At 36.5% G+C, this 25,880-nt stretch carries 26 protein-coding genes and 1 tRNA gene; 9 read left to right on the top strand and 18 right to left on the bottom strand.

Going from position 1 to position 25,880, the window contains the following annotated elements:
* Positions 1-203 precede the first annotated feature (203 nt).
* The 6 genes from AC3WV0_RS07455 to AC3WV0_RS07430 form a co-directional block, all read right to left on the bottom strand.
* On the bottom strand, positions 204-929 hold the full coding sequence (locus AC3WV0_RS07455; protein ID WP_488845334.1) for a hypothetical protein: 726 nt from the start codon (positions 927-929) through the stop codon (positions 204-206).
* 82 nt (positions 930-1,011) lie between these two features.
* The gene (locus AC3WV0_RS07450; RefSeq protein WP_488845333.1) at positions 1,012-1,632 is read right to left on the bottom strand and encodes a DUF5715 family protein; all 621 of its coding nucleotides are present in this window, start codon (positions 1,630-1,632) and stop codon (positions 1,012-1,014) included.
* Positions 1,633-1,765: 133 nt separating this feature from the next.
* Positions 1,766-2,311, bottom strand: coding sequence for a hypothetical protein (locus tag AC3WV0_RS07445; RefSeq protein WP_488845331.1), 546 nt, complete (start codon positions 2,309-2,311; stop codon positions 1,766-1,768).
* A gap of 327 nt (positions 2,312-2,638) precedes the next feature.
* On the bottom strand, positions 2,639-3,625 hold the full coding sequence (locus tag AC3WV0_RS07440) for a long-chain-fatty-acid--protein ligase (protein ID WP_488845329.1): 987 nt from the start codon (positions 3,623-3,625) through the stop codon (positions 2,639-2,641).
* A 174-nt stretch (positions 3,626-3,799) separates the two neighbouring features.
* The gene (locus AC3WV0_RS07435; RefSeq protein WP_488845327.1) at positions 3,800-4,591 is read right to left on the bottom strand and encodes a UDP-2,3-diacylglucosamine diphosphatase; all 792 of its coding nucleotides are present in this window, start codon (positions 4,589-4,591) and stop codon (positions 3,800-3,802) included.
* A gap of 21 nt (positions 4,592-4,612) precedes the next feature.
* Complete coding sequence (locus AC3WV0_RS07430; protein WP_089998084.1) at positions 4,613-5,059, bottom strand: 6-pyruvoyl trahydropterin synthase family protein; 447 nt, start codon at positions 5,057-5,059, stop codon at positions 4,613-4,615.
* A 128-nt stretch (positions 5,060-5,187) separates the two neighbouring features.
* Between AC3WV0_RS07430 and AC3WV0_RS07425 the strand changes: the two genes are divergently transcribed.
* On the top strand, positions 5,188-5,694 hold the full coding sequence (locus tag AC3WV0_RS07425; protein ID WP_488845325.1) for a TlpA family protein disulfide reductase: 507 nt from the start codon (positions 5,188-5,190) through the stop codon (positions 5,692-5,694).
* Here AC3WV0_RS07425 and AC3WV0_RS07420 read toward each other — a convergent pair whose 3' ends face one another.
* From AC3WV0_RS07420 to aceB, 3 genes are all read right to left on the bottom strand, one after another.
* Entirely contained in the window at positions 5,695-6,078 is a 384-nt protein-coding gene (locus tag AC3WV0_RS07420) for an acyl-CoA thioesterase (RefSeq protein ID WP_488845324.1), read from the bottom strand.
* 94 nt (positions 6,079-6,172) lie between these two features.
* Positions 6,173-7,453: an isocitrate lyase gene (gene aceA / locus AC3WV0_RS07415; protein ID WP_488845322.1), complete on the bottom strand. Its 1,281-nt coding sequence runs from the start codon at positions 7,451-7,453 to the stop codon at positions 6,173-6,175.
* A 76-nt stretch (positions 7,454-7,529) separates the two neighbouring features.
* On the bottom strand, positions 7,530-9,104 hold the full coding sequence (aceB, locus tag AC3WV0_RS07410; RefSeq protein ID WP_488845320.1) for a malate synthase A: 1,575 nt from the start codon (positions 9,102-9,104) through the stop codon (positions 7,530-7,532).
* A gap of 125 nt (positions 9,105-9,229) precedes the next feature.
* Between aceB and AC3WV0_RS07405 the strand changes: the two genes are divergently transcribed.
* The 3 genes from AC3WV0_RS07405 (at position 9,230) to AC3WV0_RS07395 (ending at position 12,319) form a co-directional block, all read left to right on the top strand.
* Positions 9,230-10,702 carry a helix-turn-helix domain-containing protein gene (locus AC3WV0_RS07405; RefSeq protein ID WP_488845319.1) on the top strand — a complete coding sequence of 491 codons (1,473 nt, stop codon included), beginning with the start codon at positions 9,230-9,232 and terminating at the stop codon, positions 10,700-10,702.
* Between the two features lie 158 nt (positions 10,703-10,860).
* Complete coding sequence (locus AC3WV0_RS07400) at positions 10,861-11,514, top strand: ComF family protein (RefSeq protein ID WP_488845317.1); 654 nt, start codon at positions 10,861-10,863, stop codon at positions 11,512-11,514.
* A gap of 118 nt (positions 11,515-11,632) precedes the next feature.
* Positions 11,633-12,319, top strand: coding sequence for an alpha/beta fold hydrolase (locus tag AC3WV0_RS07395; RefSeq protein ID WP_488845315.1), 687 nt, complete (start codon positions 11,633-11,635; stop codon positions 12,317-12,319).
* Positions 12,320-12,352: 33 nt separating this feature from the next.
* Here AC3WV0_RS07395 and upp read toward each other — a convergent pair whose 3' ends face one another.
* A complete protein-coding gene (upp, locus tag AC3WV0_RS07390; RefSeq protein ID WP_488845313.1) occupies positions 12,353-13,006 on the bottom strand; it encodes a uracil phosphoribosyltransferase in 654 nt (217 codons plus the stop codon).
* Between the two features lie 79 nt (positions 13,007-13,085).
* Entirely contained in the window at positions 13,086-14,396 is a 1,311-nt protein-coding gene (der, locus tag AC3WV0_RS07385; protein WP_488845311.1) for a ribosome biogenesis GTPase Der, read from the bottom strand.
* Between the two features lie 320 nt (positions 14,397-14,716).
* On the opposite strand from der, the gene AC3WV0_RS07380 reads away from it, so the two are divergent.
* Positions 14,717-14,787 (top strand) — tRNA-Gln (locus AC3WV0_RS07380).
* A 37-nt stretch (positions 14,788-14,824) separates the two neighbouring features.
* Here the strand turns inward: AC3WV0_RS07380 and AC3WV0_RS07375 are convergent.
* The 3 genes from AC3WV0_RS07375 to katG form a co-directional block, all read right to left on the bottom strand.
* On the bottom strand, positions 14,825-15,658 hold the full coding sequence (locus AC3WV0_RS07375) for a lipopolysaccharide kinase InaA family protein (RefSeq protein WP_488845310.1): 834 nt from the start codon (positions 15,656-15,658) through the stop codon (positions 14,825-14,827).
* Between the two features lie 6 nt (positions 15,659-15,664).
* A complete protein-coding gene (locus AC3WV0_RS07370) occupies positions 15,665-16,714 on the bottom strand; it encodes a glycosyltransferase family 9 protein (protein ID WP_488845308.1) in 1,050 nt (349 codons plus the stop codon).
* A gap of 273 nt (positions 16,715-16,987) precedes the next feature.
* The gene (gene katG, locus AC3WV0_RS07365; protein WP_488845306.1) at positions 16,988-19,267 is read right to left on the bottom strand and encodes a catalase/peroxidase HPI; all 2,280 of its coding nucleotides are present in this window, start codon (positions 19,265-19,267) and stop codon (positions 16,988-16,990) included.
* A gap of 298 nt (positions 19,268-19,565) precedes the next feature.
* On the opposite strand from katG, the gene AC3WV0_RS07360 reads away from it, so the two are divergent.
* Together AC3WV0_RS07360 and AC3WV0_RS07355 are read left to right on the top strand one after the other, a co-directional pair.
* Positions 19,566-20,027: a heme-binding domain-containing protein gene (locus AC3WV0_RS07360; protein ID WP_488845304.1), complete on the top strand. Its 462-nt coding sequence runs from the start codon at positions 19,566-19,568 to the stop codon at positions 20,025-20,027.
* Between the two features lie 12 nt (positions 20,028-20,039).
* Complete coding sequence (locus AC3WV0_RS07355) at positions 20,040-20,453, top strand: thiol-disulfide oxidoreductase DCC family protein (protein WP_488845302.1); 414 nt, start codon at positions 20,040-20,042, stop codon at positions 20,451-20,453.
* 60 nt (positions 20,454-20,513) lie between these two features.
* Here the strand turns inward: AC3WV0_RS07355 and AC3WV0_RS07350 are convergent, their stop codons facing one another.
* Positions 20,514-21,944 (bottom strand): alpha-amylase, encoded by a 1,431-nt coding sequence (locus tag AC3WV0_RS07350; RefSeq protein WP_488845300.1) that lies wholly within the window; start codon positions 21,942-21,944, stop codon positions 20,514-20,516.
* 190 nt (positions 21,945-22,134) lie between these two features.
* Here AC3WV0_RS07350 and AC3WV0_RS07345 point away from each other — a divergent pair, with 190 nt between their 5' ends.
* Together AC3WV0_RS07345 and murA are read left to right on the top strand one after the other, a co-directional pair.
* Positions 22,135-22,797, top strand: coding sequence for a DUF4290 domain-containing protein (locus tag AC3WV0_RS07345; RefSeq protein ID WP_488845298.1), 663 nt, complete (start codon positions 22,135-22,137; stop codon positions 22,795-22,797).
* Positions 22,798-22,799: 2 nt separating this feature from the next.
* Positions 22,800-24,107: a UDP-N-acetylglucosamine 1-carboxyvinyltransferase gene (gene murA / locus AC3WV0_RS07340; protein ID WP_488845296.1), complete on the top strand. Its 1,308-nt coding sequence runs from the start codon at positions 22,800-22,802 to the stop codon at positions 24,105-24,107.
* 83 nt (positions 24,108-24,190) lie between these two features.
* On the opposite strand, the gene AC3WV0_RS07335 is transcribed toward murA, so the two are convergent.
* The 3 genes from AC3WV0_RS07335 to AC3WV0_RS07325 all read right to left on the bottom strand — a co-directional run bounded on the left by AC3WV0_RS07335 (position 24,191) and on the right by AC3WV0_RS07325 (position 25,750).
* A complete protein-coding gene (locus AC3WV0_RS07335; RefSeq protein WP_488845294.1) occupies positions 24,191-24,502 on the bottom strand; it encodes an NIL domain-containing protein in 312 nt (103 codons plus the stop codon).
* A 161-nt stretch (positions 24,503-24,663) separates the two neighbouring features.
* Entirely contained in the window at positions 24,664-25,317 is a 654-nt protein-coding gene (locus AC3WV0_RS07330; RefSeq protein WP_488845292.1) for a YiiX/YebB-like N1pC/P60 family cysteine hydrolase, read from the bottom strand.
* Entirely contained in the window at positions 25,295-25,750 is a 456-nt protein-coding gene (locus tag AC3WV0_RS07325) for a DUF1801 domain-containing protein (protein WP_488845290.1), read from the bottom strand. The genes AC3WV0_RS07330 and AC3WV0_RS07325 overlap by 23 nt, the downstream gene beginning before the upstream one ends.
* Positions 25,751-25,880: the final 130 nt, after the last annotated feature.

Genomic DNA, 25,880 nt, shown 5'->3' with positions numbered 1-25,880 from the left:
ATTGACATCCTTTATTCCAAAAATATAAAAACACAGTTTAACAACAGCTTCAATCAAAAAAAGAAAAATGATATAATAGACATACCATTTTTCTGCTTTTTTAAAAAATTTGTACCGGATAAGTCCTATAACAGCACAAATAAAAAGTAAACTATTATTAAGATAAAGTATTACTTTGTAAGTATCCACAATAGATTTTGATATTAATTAAAAGGGCACATTGGCGGGCAAGGCTGAGACCAGTCGTAGGTATTGGTGATCGTCTGTATACTGCCCTGGAGTTGTTTATAAAACGAGATAAAAATAAGCGTCGGCAATACCCTTTGGTATATTTCAGAATATTTTAGTCCAAATGAGGCTACTATACGATAAAGTCCGGCCTTTGCAGGTGTAAGATCCTGTGCGGGCACATAAAATTTTCTGAAAATCCTGCTTCCTTTAAACTCTGAACATTCTCTGTAGAACCACGTCATACCATCAGTTCTCCATGATTCGATTGCAGCAACTGCCTTATCCTGCGCCAGCATAGGCTGACTTGAAACCGGGAAAAAAGTATCTGAATCGTAGTCAATCCTTTGCAGGTCTTTCGATAGAACAGCGTTCTTAATAACAACGTATTGTTCAGTTTCCTGTAATTTCAGATCTCCTTCCAGCTCTTTTAACGGACTGTAAGGAAGTTTATCGACAATAAGTTTCTGACCACGGGAGTCCAACGGACATAATATGGCAACTAATTTACCTTCATGAACACCTATTTCTGCACAAAATTCAGTATACTTATTTTGAGCTGCTATCCAATCGGTCTGTTCTGTATCAAAATTGAAGACATAATTGGTAGGGATAAGATTCTGGATAGATTTATAATCCGAACATCGGTTTGTCCATTCTGCAACGGCTACATCAAATTGATCTCTGCTGAGTGTATTCATATTTCACGGTTTTTTTAAAGTGCCATAAAATTAAAGAAACTAAATTATCTGTGCAAGTATATCACATGTAAATGAAAACTATTTAATAATTCCTAACCGTAATGTGAAAACAGCTTTGCTGCTTCTCTTTGATGTAGTAAATCCGTCCGGCATCATAATAATATTTCAAAACCTTCTCCAGAGCCGCCTCCAGCCTTGAATTATGCTTTAAAACCCCATTGAAACGCACATAGGAGATATCGAAAGAATTACCGTAATTATGGGAGCTGATCCCCAATGAAGCATTCGTATTAACTTTTCTTAATCTACATTGGTCTTCAAGTGTCCTGGTAATCGACGATACCGTGAATGTGCTTCCTTTGGTTTCTTTACTGAAACGCGCACCTATCCGTTCCAGCATAAGCTTTCCTTTAGAAACCATCCAGGCTCTGCTGTAGTCAAGTTTCTGCACCCTATAACCTTTTCCTGATTTATTGATTTTATGGAATTTTCCGTTATTGACATACTTCAAAACAGTTTCTGAATTTTTCAGAAGCTTGACACCAAAACTTTTAGAGGCATCCAGATGAGGCTTATAGAGCAAGGTGGGTTCTACTCTTAAAATTTCCGTAAGATCATAACATGGTAAAGTTTTTTTGGCTACCTGAGAAGAATAAGTCCCCTGAATAATGAAAGCAAAAGCCCCACACAAAAACTTTTTCATTAAAGATGTTTTAATTATTCAAACTAAAAATAATGAAAATATTTTAGACGATTCTACTATTAGAACAATTTATAGTAGAATTTTAAGTAAAAATATCGTAAATAAATTAAGAAACTGGATTATTGAAAACGAGCTATTTCAGTTTTTTAATATCAAACGGATTTTTAAAGATCAGCTCTTCATGCTTTCCTTTAATTTCCATTTTTCGTTGCAGTAAATTCAGAGCCATTTTGCGGATGAAGAGATCTTTATCAATCAGCTTCCAATATGGATCTTCGTGAACTTTAGTGGGTTTTCTGATAGTATAGAACTCTGTGTCCCAAGAATCGACATTATGATAAAACTCGATAATTCCGCAATGCTCAGGAATTAAGCCATGATCTACCATACCCATCGGAAGCAGAAAACTGAATGTGTTGCAAGCATAATCTCCACAGGATATTTTGTCGTGCTTCAGGAATTTTTCGCCGGTATTGGTGTTGGTATAAGATTTTTTAAAATCATTTTTAAAATCACTTTTTGAAAGCTTGATTTCAATTTCATGACTAAAGCCATCTGCATCCACAATCAGAATATCAGCTTCCCAATCTGCCTGAAAATGATTGGTCAGCACAATTTCTTTCTCAAAATCACATTGAGAATAAATAAATGCATGAACCAATTCTTCTATTTTTAACACTTTTTTTCTAATTTAATAGGATTGCATCCTATCCTTGTTTAGGTCGCCCCTCGGGACTCTGTTTAAATTATTTATAGGGCCTATTCTTAATTTGATGTTTAATAGGACTACATCCTATTCTTGTTTAAGTCGTCCCTTCGGGACTCTGTTTAAATTTATTTATAGGGCCTATTCTTAATTTAATGTTTAATAGGACTGCATCCTATTCTTGTTTAGGTCGTCCCTTCGGGACTCTGACAATTTTTATTCCTAACGATATATGCGATAAAAACAAAACAATCATTTACATAGCAACACTCATACTCTTGAACCCTAAAACTCTCGAACCTAACTCACGAGAAGACTGCATCCGCGAATATCAGAATGATCAATTCTCCCCAGAACCTGAAATTTGTTGCCTGTAATTTTACCTAAATCCTGCGTAGCGATGAATGAACAGCTATGAATATTAGCAAGATCAATAATATTTATCGCGCCCGTTCTTCCTTCTTTTTCATAAGAGAACGGATCTTCAGCATTTCTTACCATAATTCTCATCCAATTCGGACATTCATATTCATTGTTTCCCAAAGAATAAGCCTGCGAAAGAAGTTCGGTCATTGAATATTCTGAGTAGATTTTTTTGGTATGAAAGCCTTCCTGTAAGATATTAAGAAGTTCATCTTTCGTCATTTCTTCTTTTCTGCCTTTCATTCCCCCAGTCTCGATCACTATTAAATTCTCTAAAAAATTCAGAGATTCTTCACTTCGTTCAGAATGACAATAGTCGATAAAATCAAGCAAGGCGAAGGATACTCCAAAAAGAATGACCTTCTTATATTCCAATTCGTTTAAAAGGGTAAACAAATCTTCATGATTATAAAGAAAATATCCATTTTCAGGTTTGGCGGACTTTTTCATTAAAAAATCAACCATATAGATCAGGGAAGAATTTTGCCGCTCAAGATAGCTTGGCAGCAATCCAAGGAAAATAAAATCTTCAGGTTTTCCGATAAACTGCTCAAAACTTTTATAAATGCTTTCCTTATAAATCTCTTCATCGGCGATAAAATGTTTCGAAAGATTCATCTGGGTGGTTCCAGAGCTTTGAAAAAAAAGATCAGCAGTCACATTTTTATCCAGAATCTGATGATTTTTAAACATTTCGATCGGAAGAAAAGGAATTTTAGACAGCTCGTCTATCTCATCAGGATTGATATTGAGATAATCTACAAAACGTTTGTATATTTCAACATTCTCATACTGATAACGGAAAGTTTTCAGTGATGCATCCAGGAAATTCTGTTCTGTCTGTATGTCAAATATTGTATTCACTCGCGAAAGTAGTTTATTCTTATTGCCTCATTATAAAGTCATTAATAAAACAAGTAAGGTTTTTAATATTTTTTTAATGCAAAAATCAATTTTTGGTCAGGTTATTGCAATTACAAATCCGGAATATGGATTAAAAACAAGAATGAATCTAGGTTCATTCGAAGAATTACCTCTTTATGAGGTAATTTTTTTTGTATTTCCTTCAAAAGTCTTCAGCTGAAATTCATGCTCGAAAACCCCGTAGGTAAAATAGGAAATCCAGTCTCCCAGATTGATATATTTTGCTTTTCCTTCCAGTTCCATGATCATGGGAAGATGACGGTGGCCGTAGATAAAATAATCGATTTTCTGCGTTTTCAGCTTTTCTTTAGAATAAATGATCAGAAATTCTTTATCCTCACCCAAAAATTCCTTGTCTTCATCCCCTGAAATCATTTTGTTTTTTTGGGACATGTACAAAGCGATCTTCATCGCAATATCCGGATGCAGCCATTTGAAAAACCACTGTGCGACAGGATTCGTAAAGACTTTTTTCATTCTCTTATATCCCTTATCGCCTGGCCCCAAACCATCGCCATGAGCCAGCAAAAACTGCTTTCCACCCATTTCAAAATACTGTTTACTATAAAATACGGTACATCCAATTTCTTCTTCCAGATAATCTTTCATCCAGAGATCATGGTTTCCTACAAAAAAATAGATGTGAATGCCACGGTCTTTCAGTTCGGCTATTTTGCCCAAAACACGTACGTATCCTTTCGGGATGACATGCTTCCATTCGTGCCAGAAATCAAAAAGATCTCCCATTAAAAACAAAACCTGTGCATCATGCTTGATCTCATCCATCCACCGGATAAAGCGCTCTTCACGCACCTTACTTTCCTTTGGATTAGGCGCGCCAAAATGCTGATCTGAAGCAAAATACACTTTCTTTCCAGGTTCTAAATTAATGGTTGTCTTTAACACTTCTGAATGTTTATTGAATAATTACTGATTATCTTCTGCCAGCCACTCTCCGTAAGAGTTTTCTGTTTCGTGAAGCTTAAGGTAAGCTAAAGAAATTCCTTCCGGAAGTTTAGACTTTATTTTTGCAGCAATTGCATACAGCATATTCTCGCAGGTCGGTTGGAAGGTGCAGTAAATTACCTTATGCCCTTTCTCTTCGAGATCCTCACCCAGTTCTTTATGCGGTGACAGCCCGTTGATCAGCACGGCATGATCCCAGACATCTACTATTTCAGACTTTACGATACTTTTTATATCTCCAAAATCAACTACCATCCCGTTTTTCGGGTTCTCCAAATCATTAACAGGCTTTCCCTTCACCGTTACAAACAGCTTATAAGAATGCCCGTGCATATTTTTACATTTACCATCGTAATTATACAGCACATGAGCCGTTTCGAATGTAAAAATTTTTGTAATACGTATCATAGCGCAAAGATAAGGAATTTGATTTGAGTTTCGGTTTGGTATATTATAAATGCCTCTCAGAGAAATTTGTTCTTCATACAATAAACAAAACCCGGATACGTTGATAAAAGAAATTAAATAACCACTAAATGATCGCCGGCTTACGATTTCTCTCATTATTACTGCTTCTTTTAAGTTTAACTTTAAATGCCCAAAGACACTTCCAGGCTCATCCTCTTCTTGAGAAAAAGATCGGTCAGCATTTTCCGATTGAAAATTATAAAAATAAAGAAGGTAAAAACTTCAGCGCTAATGAACTTCAAGGAAAATTTTCGCTGATCAACTTTTGGTCAACGACCTGTATACCGTGTATTGAAGAACTTCCTCATCTGAACAAACTTGAGGAGACGTTAGGCACAAATGTAAATTTCATAGCCATTACCCATGATCCCAAAGAGAAAGTCGACCGTTTTTTGACAACACATCAATTTAACTTTGTGCATATTACAGATTCGGTTAAGGAATTACAATCTTATTTTTCAGTAATCCGAAATCCCATCACCTTTATTATTGATAAAAAGGGAAACGTGCAGGAAATCACCGGTAATATTGATGAAGAAAAAATGAATATTATCCTTTCAATTCTGAGCGAATAGTTATAAAATATCCAGCCAGTCACTTTCCAGCCTGATAATCCTTTCTGTTTCCTTATCAATAAAAACCCAAAGTGTCAGTGAATCTACCACCAGCTGATCATTACAGTAAAATTCAACTTTTCTGGGCTGCCTGATTCCTTCAGGAGTTTTAGGATAGGTTTTTATAGTGAGTATATCTCCAAGGTACACTTGTTTTTTATATTGAATATGGTGATCCAGAAGCATCCATATATCATCAGAATTACGGGTTTTATGTTTTACAAAATCCCAATGCTCCCCGGCGATCTCTTCCACCCATTTGACGTACTGAACATTATTGACGTGATTATTCCTGTCGATATGTTCTTCTGTTACCTGTATCTGTTTTTCATAAATCAAACTCATTTCTCAATATTTATACAAAAGTAAGCTATAAGTACAAAAACCTCCCCAAAACCGGGAAGGCTCTAACAATAAAATTACTTAAAAATGGAATTTTCTAATGAAATTGTGCCGTCTCTGTAGAATCTTTCATTGCAACAGTTGCCGATGAACCGCCAGTTACGACATTCTGGATCTCGTCAAAATATCCCGTCCCCACAAAAGACTGATGTTTTACGGCTCTGAAACCTCGCTGCTGTAGGGCAAACTCACGCTCCTGCAGCTCGGAATACCCAGCCATTCCTTTTTCTTTGTACGCCAAAGCAAGCTCAAACATAGCTGTATTCAGTGCATGGAATCCGGCCAGGGTTATAAACTGAAATTTATAGCCCATCTTTGCCAGCTCTTCACGGAATCTGAGCATTTCGTCCACCGAAAGCTTTGCCGCCCAGTTAAAAGAAGGTGAACAATTATAGGCGAGCATTTTTCCGGGAAATTTTGAATGAATTCCTTCCGCAAATTTTTTAGCCTGCTCGAGATCAGGGTTTGAGGTTTCCATCCAGATCAGATCTGCATACGGAGCGTAAGACAAGCCACGGTCAATTCCTTGTTCTACGCCGTTTTTCACTACAAAAAAGCCTTCGGAAGTTCTTTCTCCTGTGAGAAACTTTTTATCCCTTTCATCAATATCAGACGTCAACAAGTCTGCGGCGTCAGCATCTGTTCTTGCAATAATAACAGTCGGAACACCCAAAACATCCGCCGCTAAACGGGCCGAAATCAGTTTATTAACTGCTTCCTGAGTTGGAACGAGCACTTTACCTCCCAAATGCCCACATTTTTTAGCTGAAGACAACTGATCTTCAAAATGTACAGCTGCGGCTCCGGCTTCAATCATCTGTTTCATTAATTCATAGGCATTCAGGTTTCCGCCAAAACCGGCTTCTGCATCGGCAATTATCGGAACCAGATATTCTTTTCCGCCTCCTCCGTTTACTGATTGGATCTGATCTGCCCTCAATAAAGCATTATTAATTTTCTTTACTACAGAAGGTACTGAGTTTGCAGGATATAAAGATTGGTCGGGATACATTTCGCCAGATAAATTGGCATCCGCAGCAACCTGCCATCCTGAAAGGTAAATAGCCTCCAAACCAGCATCCACCTCCTGTACGGCTTGATTTCCCGTTAAAGCCCCTAATCCAGCTACAAAATCCTGTTGATTCAACTGATTCCAAAATTTCATGGCCATTTTGGTAGCAATGGTGTAGTCTAATTTATAGGATCCCCGCAATTTAAGCACATCTTCTGCTGTGTAAGTCCTTTTTATCCCTTTCCATCTTGGGTTTTCACACCAATCCTTTTCTATTTCCTGAATTTGATCTTGTCTTGTTTTCATATTATTTTAGTTAGATTATTTTGAATTGTGATTATTTTATCTTACTTAAACTCTTTTATACAAACCTATTATCGGCCTATATAAACGGATATGCTTTCAATGTTAAAAATTCCTCAAACTTTTCACAGAAAACCAATTCATTAAAAAGTTCCTTGGCAAGATTGAATTTTCCGGTTCTGAAGCGTTCCTTCCCAACATATTTTTCTATACGTTCAATCTCTTCAAATTCCCATTGAAGGAACAGTTCTCTGGTCAGTTTTCGGCCATCGCCCAAAATGGTATCATTTTTCAGCCATTGCCACAGCTGTGTTCTTGAAATCTCCGCGGTTGCCGCATCTTCCATCAAATTATAGATCGCTGCAGCACCAATACCCATCAGCCAGGATTCGAGATAAAGAATTCCGACATTAATATTCTTACGAACCCCTTTTTCCGTGATTTCACCTTTTGGAATCTCAAGCAGATTTTTTCCGGTGATCTGATAATCAAATTTTTTATGGATCTGGTTTTTCACCGGCATAAATTGATCGAAAATATCTTTTGCGACAGAAACCAAAGCCGGATGAGCCACCCAAGTGCCGTCATGCCCGTTCTTCACTTCACGTTCTTTATCGGCACGTACTTTATCAAAAGCAATACGGTTTGCTTCATCATCATCTTTAATGGGAATCTGTGCTGCCATGCCTCCAATAGCATGAACATTTCTTTTATGGCAGACTTCAATCACTCTTTTTGAATAAGCACTCATAAAAGGTGAAGCCATTGTCACCTGATCACGGTCCGGTAAAATGTATCCGGGAAGATTTCTGAATTTTTTAATGAATGAAAAAATATAATCCCAGCGCCCGCAATTGAGTCCTGAACTATGATCTTTCAGTTCAAACAAAATTTCGTCAATCTGAAAAGAGGCGGTTATGGTTTCAATCAAAACAGTTGCTTTTATGGTTCCCTGCGGAATTCTGAGATAATCCTGAGCAAAAACAAAAACATCATTCCACCATCGGGCTTCTTCATAATGTTCTAATTTTGGAAGATAAAAGTACGGACCACTACCGTTCCTGAGCAACTGCTTGGCATTTTTGAAAAAGTAAATTCCAAAATCAATTAACGATCCCGAAGCCTGTTCACCATTAATTTCGATATGTTTTTCATTTAAATGCAAACCCCGTGGGCGAACTATTAATACTGCCGTTTTTTCATTCAGATGATAATATTTCCCCTGTTCGTTTGTAAAATCAATACATCGGTTAACTGCGTCGGTGAGATTAACCTGTCCTTCCATACAATTTTTCCAGGTAGGAGAATTGCTGTCTTCAAAGTCTGCCATAAAGGTAAGTGCACCGGAATTGAGCGCATTGATAATCATTTTCCGGTCAACAGGTCCCGTAATTTCCACTCTCCTGTCCAGCAAATCATCTGGAAGTGGTGCACAAACCCAATTTCCGTTCCTGATTTCTTCAGTTTCAGGAAAAAATTCCGGAAGAATTCCTTCATCGAATTTCTGCTGGGTCTTTTTTCTCTGTTCTAAAAGTTCTACTCTTTTCTGATTGAAATTTTGATGCAACTCTACAAGAAAATCTGTCAAATCGCCTGTAAAAATATTCTCAAAATTCTCCTGAGCATTTATCTTTAATTGGATCCTAGTTTCCATAACAAATTGATTTTGCAATTCTACATGACAAACTTAAATAAAAATTTTCACAAATAGCGAACGTTCGCTAAAATATTTAAAAAAATATTATGCGAAAAATCGTAGTTAATATTTATATTTGATTTATGAATCATGAAAGTGACTATATCAAGACGGTTTTCGGACTAAAACTGAAGCAACAGAGACAAAAGAAAAACTGGTCTTTACAGGATCTCGCTGTAAAAACCGGTCTGTCAAAATCATATCTTAATGAGATTGAAAACGGAAAAAAATACCCTAAGCATGACAAGATCATCCAGATTTCAGAAGCTCTGAACTGTACTTTTGACGACCTGGTATCGACAAAGCTTGATAAAAGTTTACTTCCATTCAGTGAAATCCTTCAATCAGATTTTTTTAAAGAAATTCCTCTTGAGCTTTTCGGAATCAATAAAAACAATCTTATCAGCATTATTAGTGACGCCCCTAAAAAAGTAATGGCATTCATCAATGCCCTGATTGAAATTTCACAGAACTATAACTTAGGGAAAGAAAGATTTTATTTTGCGGTTTTACGTTCTTTTCAAGAGCTTTATGATAATTACTTCCCTGAGATAGAAGAAAAAGCAGTAAAGTTTTCGGAAGAAAACCAGTTAGAAATGACTAAAAATCTCCAGTGTGAAGTTTTAGAAAATATTTTGACAGAAAGCTTTAATTATACCATTCGGTCTGAAGATTTTGAACAATATGAGACCTTGGATCATCTGCGGTCTTTATTTATTCCTGAAAAAAGACTGCTACTCCTGAACCGAAAATTAGAGCAAGACCAGAAAACTTTTATTCTCGCCAAAGAAGTTGGATTTAATGTACTGGAATTAAAAAACCGTCCAAATACCTATTCATGGCTGGATTTTGGAAATTTTGAGGAGATCTTAAATAATTTTTATGCAGCTTATTTCGCTGGTGCTCTATTAATATCAAAAGAAAAAATTAAGGAAAAGACTTCAGAATTTTTCCTGCAAAACACATGGAATCCATCTGATTTTGAGGCTTTAACTAAGCAATTCACCCATTCGCCGGAAACATTCTATTACCGCCTGACAAATGTACTTTCCTCTGAATTAGGAATTAAAGATTTGTTTTATCTGTGCCTGGTAAAAAAGAAAAACTCGGATAAAATTCAGATTCTTAAAGAATTACATCTAAATCATCAACAAGCTCCGCACGCCAATGCTACCAACGAGCATTACTGCAGGCGATGGATTGCAGTGAAAAATCTGCATTATCTAAAAGAAAATGAAACATTAACAGACGCACAGATTTCTCATTATAAAGACCAGGGTATAAGTTATCTGGTCATTTCAACATCTCAGAAAAACCCGTTCTCAGATGGAAGCAACAGAAGTTACTGCCTGGGTATTTTATTAAACCCTCAGACGATCAAGAAAATTAATTTCATTAAATCTTCCACTTTAAAAACCATAAATGTTGGTGTAACCTGTGAATCCTGCAGTGTTGCGGACTGCGAAGTGAGGCAGGCGCCACCTATCAGGCTTGAAAAGGAATATTTCAATTCTAATATGAAGATTGCCATTGAAAAGATCAGAAAGGATTTTTAATTTTAAGACATAAAATAAAGATCAAATAATAGATGATTAATTAATATAAAAGAAAACTATCCGAATATATAAATGGTGATTTTGGCTGTAAAAGACTTAGTATAAATTTCTTATTCCAATACAAAATATTTATTTTAGTACTGCCATATGACACACAAATGATTTTAGACCTATTATTCCCGAACCGATGCCTGGGCTGCAACCGTATTATTGATGCTGATCTTCTGGTATGTGAGCTCTGTTTTCAACAGATCAGCTTTATCCATTTCAACTATTTTGATGATCATTTTATTAAAGAAAAGTGCCGATTGCTTTTTCCTGTTGAGCATACTTTCGCCCTAATGCAGTTTGAAAAGGAAAACCTCAGCAGAAAGATCATTCATGAATTAAAATACAAAGGCAGAGAGAAGGCCGGAAAAATTCTGGCAGAATGGACATCAGAACGATTGGATTTTAAAGATAAAAAGCCTGATCTGCTGGTTTCAGTGCCGCTTCATCCCAGAAAATTAAAAGAAAGAGGCTACAATCAATTACATATTTTCACGGAACAGCTTTCTGACTATTATGCAATACCATTCGATCATCATTTAATCAAAAGAAATTATTATTCAAAAGCTCAGGCTCTGAAAGACAGGCAGCACCGGCTGGAAACGGATAATACCTTTTCGATCACGAGAGAAATCTCCGGAAAACATATTTTAATCATTGACGATGTTTTTACGACAGGAAATACTTTAGCGACCATCGCATGGGAAATTCTTAGCGCAGGGAATAATAAAGTGAGTATTTTAGTAATGGCGATGGATGCTTAGATATGACGTATTTCGGTTTGATCGTGTGAGTGTTTCAGTGTTTAAATTTCAGTAAGATTGCATGCATCATAATGAAATAAAATAAATTTCAGTAATTTTCGGGCAAATCTGATATATTATGCTGAATCTCATTTTACTTCATGGGGCATTAGGTCATCCGATGATCTTTGAACCGTTTATTCAGGAACTTTCAAAATATTTTACCGTTCATACACCATTGTTTTCAGGGCATGGTAGTTCCGGACTCCCGCAGGACGGAATCAGCATTGAAAAATACACGATGGAGTTAAAAGAGTTTATTGAAAAAGAAAATCTGAATGACGTTTATATTTTTGGACACAGCATGGGAGGATATGTAGCGCTTTGTTATGCTTCTGAATATCCTGAAAAAGTAAATTCCATCATGACTTTAGGAACCAAATTCGACTGGACAGAGGAGCAGGCATTAAAGGAAAGTAAAATGCTGGATCCCAAAACTATTGCTGAAAAAGTTCCGCAGTATGCTCAATTGCTGGAAGCGCAACACGGAGAAAAATGGAAACAGCTATTACCTTCTATTGCTGAATTGATGATTGCTTTAGGCAAAAATCCACCTTTAAAAGATAATCTGGCAACGATCAATGTTCCCGTACAGATTATGGTCGGTGATAAAGATAATATGGTGACACTTGAGGAAAGTATGGAAGTCTACAGAAGCCTTCCAAATGCAAAATTGGCCGTTCTTCCTGATACCAGACATCCGATGGATAAAGTACGGCCAAATGTATTGTTACATTTAATGAAAGACTTTTGGAATCTTTCTTAAATTATTGTTTAAAGACAGAAAAACATAATCATTTTATCGCTGCAGCTTTTCTCCGTAGCTCAAATCTCCGGCGTCTCCCAGGCCAGGAGTAATATATCCTTTTGATGTCAATTGTTCATCGATCGCTCCTACCCAGATTTTTGCTTCAGGATATGCTTTTGCGATCGTTTCAACACCCTGTTTTGAGGCGATTGCTGCTACAATATGAAGCTGGCTGGGCTTTCCGTTGGTCAATAAATCTTTAATGGCTTCAATTAAAGATGCGCCTGTTGCCAGCATAGGATCTCCGACAATCAGAGGTCTTCCCTCAATATCAGGACATGTTAAATAATCCTGCTTTATTGAGAAATAATCATTGGCGTCGTGTTTCCTGTACGCCGCCACAAATCCACAGTCTGCTTTGTCGAAATAATTTAAAATCCCATGAAACAAAGGAACTCCTGCTCTCAAAATCGTTGTAATGACAGGCTGGACCGCAATTTCCTTCACTTTAATTTTGTCTAAAGGAGTCTGAATTTCAATTTCTTTCTGTTCTAAACTTTTGCTGATCTCAAAGGCTGCAATCTCGCCGATTCTTTCCATATTCCTGCGAAATCGCATTCGGTCGTGCTGGATATCAACATTCCTGAGTTCATTGATCCATGAATTAACCAAAGAAAACTGTTCTGATAAAACAACTGTATTCATTGCTGTGAAGCTTTTATCTAAAATATAAAAATTAATTAAGAATAAAATCCCTCTTAGAAAATCTAAAAGGGATGGTAGTTTATTTTTGTCTGAAATACACTTCAATAGGAACTCCGGTAAATCCGAATTCTTTTCTCAGCTGGTTTTCAGTAAATCTTTTATATGGTTCTTTTACATACTGCGGAAGATTACAGAAGAAAACAAACTGTGGTGACGGCGTAGGAAGCTGTACACAGTATTTGATCTTGATGTATTTTCCTTTATTTGCCGGTGGTGGCGTACCTTCGAAAATCGGCAGCATCACTTCATTTAATTTTGAAGTTTTGATTTTTTTCTTACGGTCTTCATACACCTGCATGGCAACTTCAACGGCTTTTAAAATCCTCTGTTTCGTTAAAGCTGAAACAAACAAAATCGGAATATCATTGAACTGACCGATTTTATCTTTGATTTGCTTTTCGAAGTCACGCATCGTGTTGGTCTGCTTATCCTCAATAAGATCCCATTTGTTGACCAAAATCACAATTCCTTTTCTGTTTTTCTGCGCAAGGCTGAAGATATTCATATCCTGAGATTCCCATCCTTGTGTAGCATCTACCATGATAATAACCACATCAGAAAACTCGATGGAACGTATAGAACGCATTACCGAATAAAATTCCAGATCTTCAGAAACCTTTGATTTTTTACGCATTCCGGCAGTGTCTACCAACACAAATTCGTAACCGAATTTATTGTAAAGCGTCTGAATACTGTCTCTTGTGGTTCCTGCGATATCGGTTACGATATTTCTCTCCACATCAAGCAAAGCGTTTGTCAGTGTAGATTTACCAACATTCGGGCGACCTGCTATCGTAATTTTTGGCAAGCCTTCAAAAGGATCTTTATATTCAGTAGTTGGGAAATCTCTTACGATATCATCCAGCAGATCACCTGTACCGGAGCCTGTTGCGGAAGACAAGGTGTAATATTTATCGATTCCAAGCTGATAAAATTCTGTTGCGGGAAGTTCTTCTTTTGCAGAATCCACTTTATTGATTACAATATAAATAGGTTTGTTGGATCTTCTTAAAAGTCTGTAGATTTCCTGGTCTGTATCGGTAAGCCCCTCTTCCACGTTCATCATAAAAATAATTGATGTAGCTTCATCTACAGCCAGCTGTACCTGCTTACGGATTTCTTCTTCAAAAATGTCATCAGTTCCGACATCGTATCCTCCGGTATCGATTACGGTGAAATCTACGCCGTTCCAGTCTGATTTCCCGTAATGACGGTCTCTGGTAACTCCGGCAGTAGAATCTACAATAGCTTCTCTCCTCTCTAGTAAACGGTTAAATAACGTGGATTTTCCTACGTTGGGGCGCCCAACGATTGCGACAATATTCGACATAAAAAATGTTTAATAATCCTTTGCCAAAGCTCGGGACAAGTTATTAATGGGTTTCTCCAACTTTTGGAGCCCAATTTTTTTTGCAAAGATACTGTTTTTATTTTAGTTCAATTAAATATGAGTAAGTGAAGAATATCAGAATGTAGTAATAGATCAATAATAATCGTATAATCGGCTATCCATTTAATATTAATTTTCAAAGAAAAATAATTCTTTGACTATCAGTAAATAAAGAACGAAGCTACATTTAACATGTATAAATCTTCACATTTCATTTTTATTTTTAAAATAATTTATATAATTTCGCGACATAGAAATACAGACCCATGGTGTAGCGGTAACACTACTGATTTTGGTTCAGTCATCTGGGGTTCGAATCCCTGTGGGTCTACAAAAAAGGAGAAATTAAATAATTTCTCCTTTTTTATTTATAGCAATCCATCGCTGATCTGAAAAATACAGTGTGCATAGAATAATATATAGCCGTGATTCGAAAATATTTTCTTTGGATTTAAATATTTATACAATTTCAATATTTTCTTTATTTTACGCCTAACAATTTGCCTATTGGTATGTTGTTCGATTTCTTTCAGGCAAAAATCCACTGAAGTCCCGTATAAGTGAGAATATTGCTCAGCAATGATGTTAATTACCTGTGGGTCATTGGTAATTCTTGCAAAGTTTGCAAGCCTTTTGTCCAGATTAATTGAATCATGAAAACTCATTCTATTCAGATCTACCATGTAAATTGAATAAGAATCATCTTCTTTTCGAATTAAAAAATTATTTGGTGAATTATCAAGAAATAAAATTCCATCGTTATGTAAACGAAACATGAGCGAGGCGTACTCTTTTATGATTTTTTCACGGTCAGGAAAAGAATGATCTCCAAGAATATGATCGAATGTCCAGCAATTTTCCAGTTGTTCAGTGATGTAATAGCTGGATGTCAATCCGATAAAATCGTGATTTTCAATGTAGGCAATCGGTTTTGGAGTCCAGTAGCTTTTCTGAAGAAGCATATGCGCATATTCAAATGAACGCTGCGCCTTAGACTTCCGGTAAAATTTGTAGATGTGCCTGTTGATAATATTATGTTGTTTGAATAATTTAAAATTGAGATGAATCCCCTTTAAATTAAATACCTTAATTACATTTCGCGAACCATTTCCGATTAATACCCCTCCGGATTTAAATATTTTTAATGTTGATAGAATATCATCTTTATACATGTATAGGCCTTCAGCAATAATAAATTTCATATCATATTATTTATTGTATTCGATGGTTTTACGCAGTAAATCCATAATATTTTCGATTGTCGTGTGTCCTGTATTTACAGAAAAGCTTTTTGAATTATACGGCCTGTAAATGTTTTCATCAGTAACAGAAAACAAGCCTACCGTAGGCACTCCGCTGGCGCTGGCTAAGTGCATCACCCCGTTATCTGCCGCAATAAACAATTGTGTATTTGCCATAAAAGCTCCCATCTCCCTGATATCCGTACTATAAAAATGAGGTATTGTAAAGTTTAATTTAGAAATATTTTCAACAGGCAAGAGCTCGACAATATGATGATCAGGAAATGTTTTTTTCAAGTGGTTATAGAAATTGTGCCACCATTCCTCTGAGTAGCATTTGTCTCCGGTAGCGTTTGTGAACAGGCATATTACAGGTTTGTCATTTTCTACTATGGAAAATAGATTTTTTTTCCCATTTTGAATCTCTTCAGCGTCCAGCTTAATATCCATATAGGGTAGTTCATTTTTATTTTCCGGAACTCCGAGTTGTAATAAATATTGTCTTAAATTATAAATAGGATGTTTTGCTGAGTGCTGGTAATCATTAAACTGTTGTATATATTTTTCATCATATTCACCGAATAATTTATATTTAGACCGTGTAACGTAAGTTGATATTCTGCCTGATGATGAACCAAAGTTTGCATTGATAACCAGATCATACTTTTTCGACCGTAGTGATATCCAACCTGCTAAATATTTAAAAATATTACTAAACGGCTTTTTGGGAAGCTGAATAATTTTGTCGATATTTTTATAATTTTTATATATTACTGGAGTAATCTGTCCTTTAACGAAAAGATCAATCTTACTGTCAGGAAACGTATTACTTACTTCTTCCACCAAAGGACTAAGGAGAAGCAAATTACCCAATCGATGATTAGGCCTGGATATTAGAATTTTATTTATTTTAAGATCATTTTTATCAACTTTTTCAAAACTGGACTTACCAATATTTTCAGTCAGCTTCCTCATTAATGACCTTCTAATGGTATTAATTTTTTTGGGTATTTTCATTAAAAAAATGTATTTACAATAACTAAGAGATTAACGATAAAGTAACTACAAAATCGCATGTCATTTAACATAATATTCATACCAATTACCTATCAGTAAAATAGACACTATCTCAATTCATTTAATACAATCTCATCATTACCATTATCCTTGATCAAAAAAAATCCATATTACATATAGCAATACGGATTTATTTCACTGTTTACAAAACTGCTTTTTTAAGCATTTGTAAAAGGTAAGACGTTTATTGTACCAATTTTATTTAGCTCTACATCAATTTAAATCAAACCTGTCCAGATTCATTACTTTTACCCAGGCCGAAACAAAGTCATTAACAAATTTCTCCTTAGCATCGGAACTTGCATATACCTCAGCGATAGCCCTTAATTCTGAATTGGAACCAAAAACAAGATCAGCACGTGTAGCCGTCCATTTCTTTTCTCCTGTTTTACGGTCAGTGCCTTCATACAATTCGTTATCATCCGAAGCAGCTTTCCACTGTGTACTCATATCCAGAAGATTAATAAAGAAATCATTGGTAAGAACGCCGGGTCTTTGCGTGAAAATTCCATGTTGCGAACCGTCATAATTGGCACCCAAAGCCCTCATTCCTCCTACGAGAACGGTAAGTTCAGGAGCCGTAAGCGTTAAAAGCTGAGCTTTATCGATCAATAAAGATTCCGTAGAGACAGAAAATTTCTTTTTCAGATAATTCCTGAACCCATCCGCTGCAGGCTCGAGATATTTCATGGATTCCACATCGGTCTGCTCTTGCGATGCATCCATCCTTCCCGGTGAGAAAGGTACAATAACAGTATACCCAGCATCTTTGGCTGCTTTTTCCACAGCAGATGTTCCTGCAAGAACGATAAGGTCAGCCAATGAAACTTTTTTACCAGCGGTCTGATTTTCATTAAATTCTTTTTGGATATTTTCTAAAATACTTAAAACTTTCTGCAGCTGAGGAGGATTATTCACTTCCCAGTCTTTTTGAGGAGCCAAACGGATTCTCGCTCCATTCGCTCCACCCCTCTTATCACTTCCTCTAAATGTTGATGCGGAAGCCCACGCAGTAGATACCAGTTCAGAAATACTCAATCCGGACTCTAGAATTTTAGATTTTAATGCTTCAATATCAGAATTATTGATCAGAACATGGTCTACTTCAGGAATCGGATCCTGCCATATTAATTCTTCAGAAGGCACATCTGGTCCCAGATAGCGGGCTTTAGGTCCCATATCTCTGTGGGTAAGCTTGAACCATGCCCGAGCAAAAGCATCTGCAAAAGCGTCAGGGTTTTCGTAAAATCTTCTTGATATTTTTTCGTATTCAGGATCAAATCTAAGAGACAGGTCCGTTGTCAGCATTGTTGGTCTGTGCTTTTTATTTGGGTCAAATGCATCAGGAATGATCTCTTCTCCACTTTTTGCTACCCATTGATGGGCACCGGCGGGACTTTTCGTAAGTTCCCATTCATTTTCGAACAGATTTTTAAAGAAATAATTGCTCCATTGGGTTGGAGTTTCCGTCCAGGTAACTTCAAGGCCACTGGAAATGGCGTCCGGCCCTTTGCCTGATTTATAAGTACTGTTCCAGCCGAATCCCTGTGCTTCAATTCCAGCAGCTTCGGGTTCTTTTCCCACGTGATCTGCGGGTCCTGCCCCATGTGTTTTTCCGAAAGTATGACCTCCGGCGATAAGAGCAACCGTTTCTTCATCATTCATGGCCATTCTTCCGAAAGTATCACGGATATCTTTTGCTGCCAAAATAGGATCCGGGTTACCGTCGGGTCCTTCAGGGTTTACATAAATCAGCCCCATCTGTACGGCTGCCAAAGGTTTTTCAAGATTTCGAGTATGAATATCACCGTCTGCATCATCGTCGGTAGGTAAAACACCGCGACCTTCTACTACACCATCAGATCCGTGTGCATATCGAAGATCACCACCTAACCATGTCTTTTCAGAACCCCAGTATACATCCATATCCGGCTCCCATACATCCTCACGACCACCGGCGAAACCGAAAGTTTTGAAACCCATCGATTCCAAAGCAATATTTCCGGTAAGGATCATTAAATCGGCCCATGAAATTTTCTTTCCATATTTTTGTTTAATAGGCCAAAGAAGTCTTCTTGCTTTATCCAGACTTACATTATCCGGCCAGCTGTTGAGCGGCGCAAAACGTTGCTGTCCGGCTCCTGCTCCCCCTCTCCCATCACCTACACGGTACGTTCCTGCACTATGCCAGGCCATACGGATAAAAAGAGGTCCATAGTGTCCGAAATCAGCGGGCCACCAGTCCTGAGAGTCGGTCATTAAAGCGCGTAAATCAGCCTTAACAGATTCCAGATCAAGACTTTTAAATTCTTCAGCATAATCAAAATCGTTATCCATAGGGTTTGATAATGCTGAATGCTGCCGTAGAATATCTACTCTCAACTGATCGGGCCACCAATCTGAATTTTTGGTACCGCCGCCGGCAACATTTTCTTTTTTCATAGATCCGTTATGAAACGGACATTTACTGATATCATTCAAATCTTTTTCCATTGTCGTTTAATTTTTATGTTGATTACAGTTAATTATATTTTACAAACTTACACTAGTCTACACATAAATACAATCTATCAAAAATATTTAATCAATAGTTAAAAACAATAATGTTATCTTGTCTAAACTTTATTATTTGAAAGATTGTACTTTTAACAACCATTTAAATTAATAAAAATTTGCAATAGGCTGAATTACAATATGAAAGTTCGGTGCTATTTAGAATTATTCCAATATATGAGTGAGGTCATAATTCGAAAATTTATTTTATTTTTATATAATTTAAAAACATATAAATATGAAAAAAGTTTTAGTTGCTATTCTTGTTGCCTTTATCATCATCCAGTTCTTTCCCATTGATAAGACAAATCCGGAGCCCACGCCCGGCATGGATTTTTTAAAAATAAAAAATACGAAGCCTGAAATTGCCAAAATGATCAGGACTTCCTGCTACGATTGTCATTCGGGTGAAACGCAATATCCATGGTATTCCAATATTGCTCCCGCATCATGGATATTGAAAAATCATATTGATGAAGGAAGAAAGGAACTTAATTTTTCAACCTTTGCCATGTATCCCGCAAAAGATCAGGCACATAAATTGCAGGAATGTATAGAAATGATCGAAAATAAAGAAATGCCATTGGAATCTTATTTCATCGGACATCAGGATGCAAAATTGAATGATGAACAAAGAAAGATCTTAATAGATTATTTTAAAAGAGAAAAAACGGAAACGGAAAGGAAAATGTTTTATTAAATCTTAAACATCATGGAAGAAAACTGGCAAAACAAACACATTGTATTTTTCGACGGCGACTGCGGGGTATGCAATTTCTGGGTACAATGGATTCTTGAAAGAGATAAAAAAGACCAGTTCTTGTTTGCCTCACTGCAATCTGAGTTTGGGCAGAAATTTTTATCTGAACGAGGCTTAAATACCAAGGTTTTCAATACGATGTACCTCTGGAAGCCGGGACAATATTACCTGGAAAAATCCAGGGCTGTTCTAAAGATTGCCAATTTGCTTGGCGGTATTTATAAGCTTTCAGGATTGGGTAAAATCATTCCTTCTTTTTTAAGCGATAAGGTATATGATATTGTTTCAAAAAACAGGATGAAACTGGCTAATCAGAAATGCTACCTGCCAACTCCTCATCAGAGGGCAAAATTTATTCAGGTTTAACGTTATTCAATTTAAATTAAAAAGACTGCCTCTCACAGAAGCAGTCTTTATTTATTACGATTATTGATTTAGTGACCATACGGAATAAGAATTGGGTGCACATTGAATTTTTACCCATTTGTCCGATTGTGTAGTTGGATACCAGTTTGAACTTCCTGTAAAATCTTTAATCTGCTGGCTTGTCCAATTGGTTTGAATCCATCGTTCCTGCCAGCTCGAAGAATTATTGATATAAACCACCAGCCCCGGATTTCCATTGTACCCGTTTCTTCTTGCAATATATTCATCGTTGTCGGTATAAAGAATAGAGGTTGTTCCTGTAGCTTTATTATTGTGAATCCAGATGAGATTATTCAGCCGTTCCTTATTCAGCCATTCTTCATAATCTCTGTAAAAGATTGTGGGATAACCTTCGTGAGTTAAAATATAAGCATAAGCCAGCATTTTGTTGTAAATAATATCCGTATCGTGATTCGCTACAAAAGTTACAGCTTTATAAGGGTTTCTTTTCCACATCATGTCATCATTAAGAACATTTAAATTTCCATTATCAAACGCTTCATCCATTTTGTAATAGGCTGCAAAATCAAAGACCGAACTGTTGGCATTGTTTGCCCACCATTCCAGCGTATTGACATTGGAATCCCAAAGCTCTCCCACGGAAAATCCGCCGACATTGGCGTTCCAGGTATTCACTACCCAAGGGCCGAAACCTTTAACATAATCAAATCTCCATCCGTCAAATTTCATGACATTCTTATAATATTTTGCGACAGAATCATCCCTTCCCCAAAGCCAGTCCTGCACGTATGGATTGGCATGGCATAAATCCGGAAAACCTCCGAAAGCACCTTCATCATTATTTCCATAAGCGTTTTTATAAAAGTCATTGTAATTTCTTGTAAACTTTCCTGAGGCAACTCCTGAAAAATTCGTCCAGGTATTTGAACCAACATAAGGATTGTACTCTGACTGCCCGCCGCTATTGTGATTAATGACAATATCTGCATACACCTGCATATTCTCGGTATGAGCCTTTGTGATGAGCGCCTCAAGTTCTGCCCTGGAACCGAATCGTGTTTCAATGCTTCCGTTTTGATTATAATTTCCGAAGTCATAATAATCGGTAGGATCATACCCCATTGAATAAGCACCGTTCTGTGCTTTTGAAGCTGGAGGAAGCCAAATTGCACCAATTCCGGCATTTGACCAGTCGGTTAATTTTCCTTTTACGGTATTCCACCAATTGTCTCCGTCAGGAACATCCCAATAAAAGCCCTGCATAAGAACACTTCCTCCGGGACCTGCAACGAATTTTGCATAAGGAGAAGTTCCTGTACTGAAAGGACGCCCGTCGTGATTGGTAACATTCACGATTTTGTTATGAACTTCTGTCTTTTCCTGAGTTTCATTAATCATCTCATCATTATTCTGACATGAGCTTACGAGGCCTAAAGCCAGTAATGAAAGTAGAAAGTGTATTTTTTTCATATCTAAAATTTTAATTGTTAAAGTCTTACCTAAATTACACTTTTGTTAAAATAATATCTACTGATCGTGATATATTTTTTCATTTTTAACATTAAACTCTGGCAAAATATAATTTATAGCATCATTAAAAAATCATAAACTTTAAAGATTTTCCTCGCAAATTTTCCATTATTGCATATATTTGCATACTATGGAATACAATACCCAAAAAACCCAGCTTCATCTGCCGGAATATGGCAGAATTATACAACAGTTGGTTGAACGTTGCAAAGAGCTTCCTACAAAAGAAGAAAGAAGTGAAATGGCAATGGCAATCATTGATTTTATGGGTCAGAGAAACCCGCAGCTCCGCGACGAAGAAAATTACAAACATAAACTTTGGGACCATTTATTCATTCTTGCCGATTATGATCTTGATGTAGACTCACCATACCCTTTTCCTACCAGAGAAGAGCTTGCAGAAAGACCAAAAAGAATGGAATACCCAAAACTTCAGGGAGATTTTAAATTTTACGGGAAAAGTATTCTTCAATTAATAGAAAAAGCAATCGAGCTTGAACAAGGAGACGAAAAAGAAGCCCTGATTGAGGTAATTGCCAATAATATGAAGAAATCTTACAACGTATATAATAAAGAGCATGTAACCGATGACGTTATTTTCCGTCACCTGAAAGAACTTTCGGAAAACCGACTGGATCTTACGGGAATAGAAACGCTTGAAAAAAGCAAGATCTATTATACGAGCAATAACAACAGCCGTAATAACAATAACAGAAACCAGTCTAACAACCGAAACCAATCTAACAACAAAAGAAGACACAATAACAACAGCAATCATAAAAACAGAAAGTAGACATGAGTGGAACATTTCAAATAAGAGGAGGAAAGAGACTGCAAGGTGAAATTACTCCACAAGGAGCAAAAAATGAAGCTCTACAGATTCTTTGTGCCGTTTTGTTAACTGATGAGGAAGTAAGGATAAAAAACATTCCGGACATCCATGACGTTAATCGATTAATTGAAATTTTAGGTGACTTCGGAGTAAAGGTTACCAAAAACGGCCACGGAGATTATACTTTCAAAGCAGATCAGGTTAATTTTGATTATATAAAGTCCAGCGAGTTTAAAAAAGACGGCGCAAAACTAAGAGGGTCGATCATGCTGATGGGGCCAATGCTGGCGAGATATGGTGAAGCATACATGCCGACACCCGGAGGTGACAAGATCGGAAGAAGAAGATTAGACACTCACTTTCAAGGACTTGTAGAGCTGGGAGCAGAATTTCATTATGATGAAGAGGAATATTTTTATTCCCTGAAAGCCAAAGAACTCAGAGGAAAATTCATTCTTTTGGAAGAAGCTTCGGTCACAGGAACCGCCAATATTGTAATGGCTGCCGCTTTGGCAAAAGGTAAAACAAGAATTTACAATGCTGCCTGCGAGCCTTATCTTCAGCAACTTTGTAAGATGCTGAACAGAATGGGGGCTAATATTTCAGGAATAGGTTCCAATCTATTAACTATTGAAGGGGTTGAATATCTTCACGGAACTGAACACACCATGCTTCCGGATATGGTAGAGATCGGTTCATGGATTGGTCTTGCTGCGATGACGAAATCCGAAATCACTATCAAAAACGTGAACTGGAATCAACTTGGCGTTATTCCAAATACCTTCAGAAAATTAGGAATTCAGCTTGAGCAGAGTAATGATGATATTTTTATCCCGGCTCAGGAAAATTATAAAATTCAAAAATTTATTGACGGATCCATTCTTACCATTTCTGATGCCCCATGGCCTGGATTTACACCTGACCTTCTTTCGATCATCCTTGTAGTAGCTACACAGGCAAAAGGAAGTCTTCTGATTCATCAGAAAATGTTTGAGTCAAGATTATTCTTCGTGGATAAACTGATCGACATGGGTGCTCAGATCATTCTTTGTGATCCGCACAGGGCAACGGTAATCGGATTGAACCAGGAAACTCCGCTAAGAGCAACAACGATGGTTTCTCCGGATATCAGGGCTGGCAATGCACTTCTTATTGCAGCGCTTTCTGCCGAAGGCAAATCAATCATTCATAATATTGAGCAGATTGACAGAGGATATGAAAATATCGATGGCAGATTAAAAGCAATTGGTGCCGATATTGAAAGAATTTAATCCAGATAAGTCATAATCTAATAAATAAAAGCGTTCAGTTTTCACTGAGCGCTTTTTTGTAATTAAAACTATATGAACCTATCTTATAAGTATTTCCTGCAGACATATTCTACCGTAGTACTCAGAAGTTTATTTTTATTCAGATAAAATTCCAGTTCTTCGAAATCATCTGAACTTACATTAATATACAGCTGAACAGAGCCAAAACTCCGCCCATTTACGTATTCCACATTAGCCGATAACACCTTATGACATATCCCGAACTGATTATATATTGTGTTCATCAGGCGCTCAAACTTCATTTTACCATTGAGCTCGATTTCCAGGATCAGTTCTTTTTTAGGCAGATTTATTTTATTTTGTATAATCTGCAGGTTTGGGTTTGGTGTTATCATAGCAAAATATTTTTAAAGACTACTGTTCATTTTTCTCGTGCGTTAAAACTTAAACAAAAATATAAAAAATTATTAGTCTACCAAATTAGTAGGATATTATTTTTTTCCTAAAAAAAGTGGACTCATTAGAATCCACTCATTATGTTAAATTTAGAATGTCATTACAATTCTTTTATTCTGTCAAGTTTTTCTGATGCCGCCAGTCCGTTGGGGTTACAGCCTGGCTCACCTTCCGGAACTTTCAGATTTTTCTTCCTGTAAAAATCTTCCCAGAAAACATTTGTTTTTCCTGTTTTAGGATCGATAAAACTCATAGGTTCAAGGACAAAAATATGATCCTTTCTGAAAGCCCTTTCAATAAAATCTGAACAATAATAAGCGTTTTCATCTAAGATATAATTAAAATTATAAGGCTTTCCCACCATAGAATTTGCTTTCTCAATTGCAGAAGGAATAGCATTTCTGTATTGAGGTTTTAACCGGTAAACTACCACTCTTTGTCTGTCATTAGCCTGATCCTGAAGAAAATCTTTCAGCTGTTGTTTCTGAGAACCTCCTTTTGGAGCAGCATGTAAAACATAAAAATCGCTTCCGTCAACTTCTAAAATCCCGATGTGATCAAAAGAAGCATTCTTCTGCTTTTGCGTAACATTATTAATAGCCCCTGAAAGCCCGGTGTCTTTAGCGGTAACAAACAATAAATCACCGTTTTCAAATCCCGAAACTTTTGAACTTCTACAGCTTATAATATTATTTAAAATAAATAAAACTGTAAAAATTGAAAGTACAATCTTACTTCTTAAAATTTTCTTCATAACAATTTATCCAATCCTGAACCGTCATTTTTTTACATACTTCAGCCAATAATTCAAGGGGTATATCATCCATTTTCTTGAAACGTACGCAAGATTTACCCATATCCAGTTTTCTTTTAGAATATTTGGGAAATTCTTCTACAAACCAATCCAGCAATTCAGGTTTAGCATACATTCCCATATGATAAAATGCAATAAAATTCTTTTGAGAAGCTATACTTAAGAAAGGTAATGGTGTGCCTGGTGCACAATGATAACCGGCAGGATAAATCTCCAGCGGAACACCCCACCCGATCATTCCGTAGCTGCTGCCCTGAGAAAAACCTTCCGGTAAATTATTATTAATAGTATCAAAAAGTTTTCTGAAAATCTCCTGTCTTTCTTCAGGAATCTTCGAAATATAATCTTCTATAGAAACGGATTGTATCTGCATTTTTTCAGTTTTATAATTTTCCAAAAATAACAAAATTTAAATGATATAAATAATGATTAAAATAAAGCCATTTGAAGAAAAAACATAAAAATCCGGCCTTTACAAATCTTAATTTTAATATTGGAAAATT

Source organism: Chryseobacterium sp. 27AL, from assembly GCF_057815395.1.
This window is presented reverse-complemented; position numbering and strand designations above follow the sequence as displayed.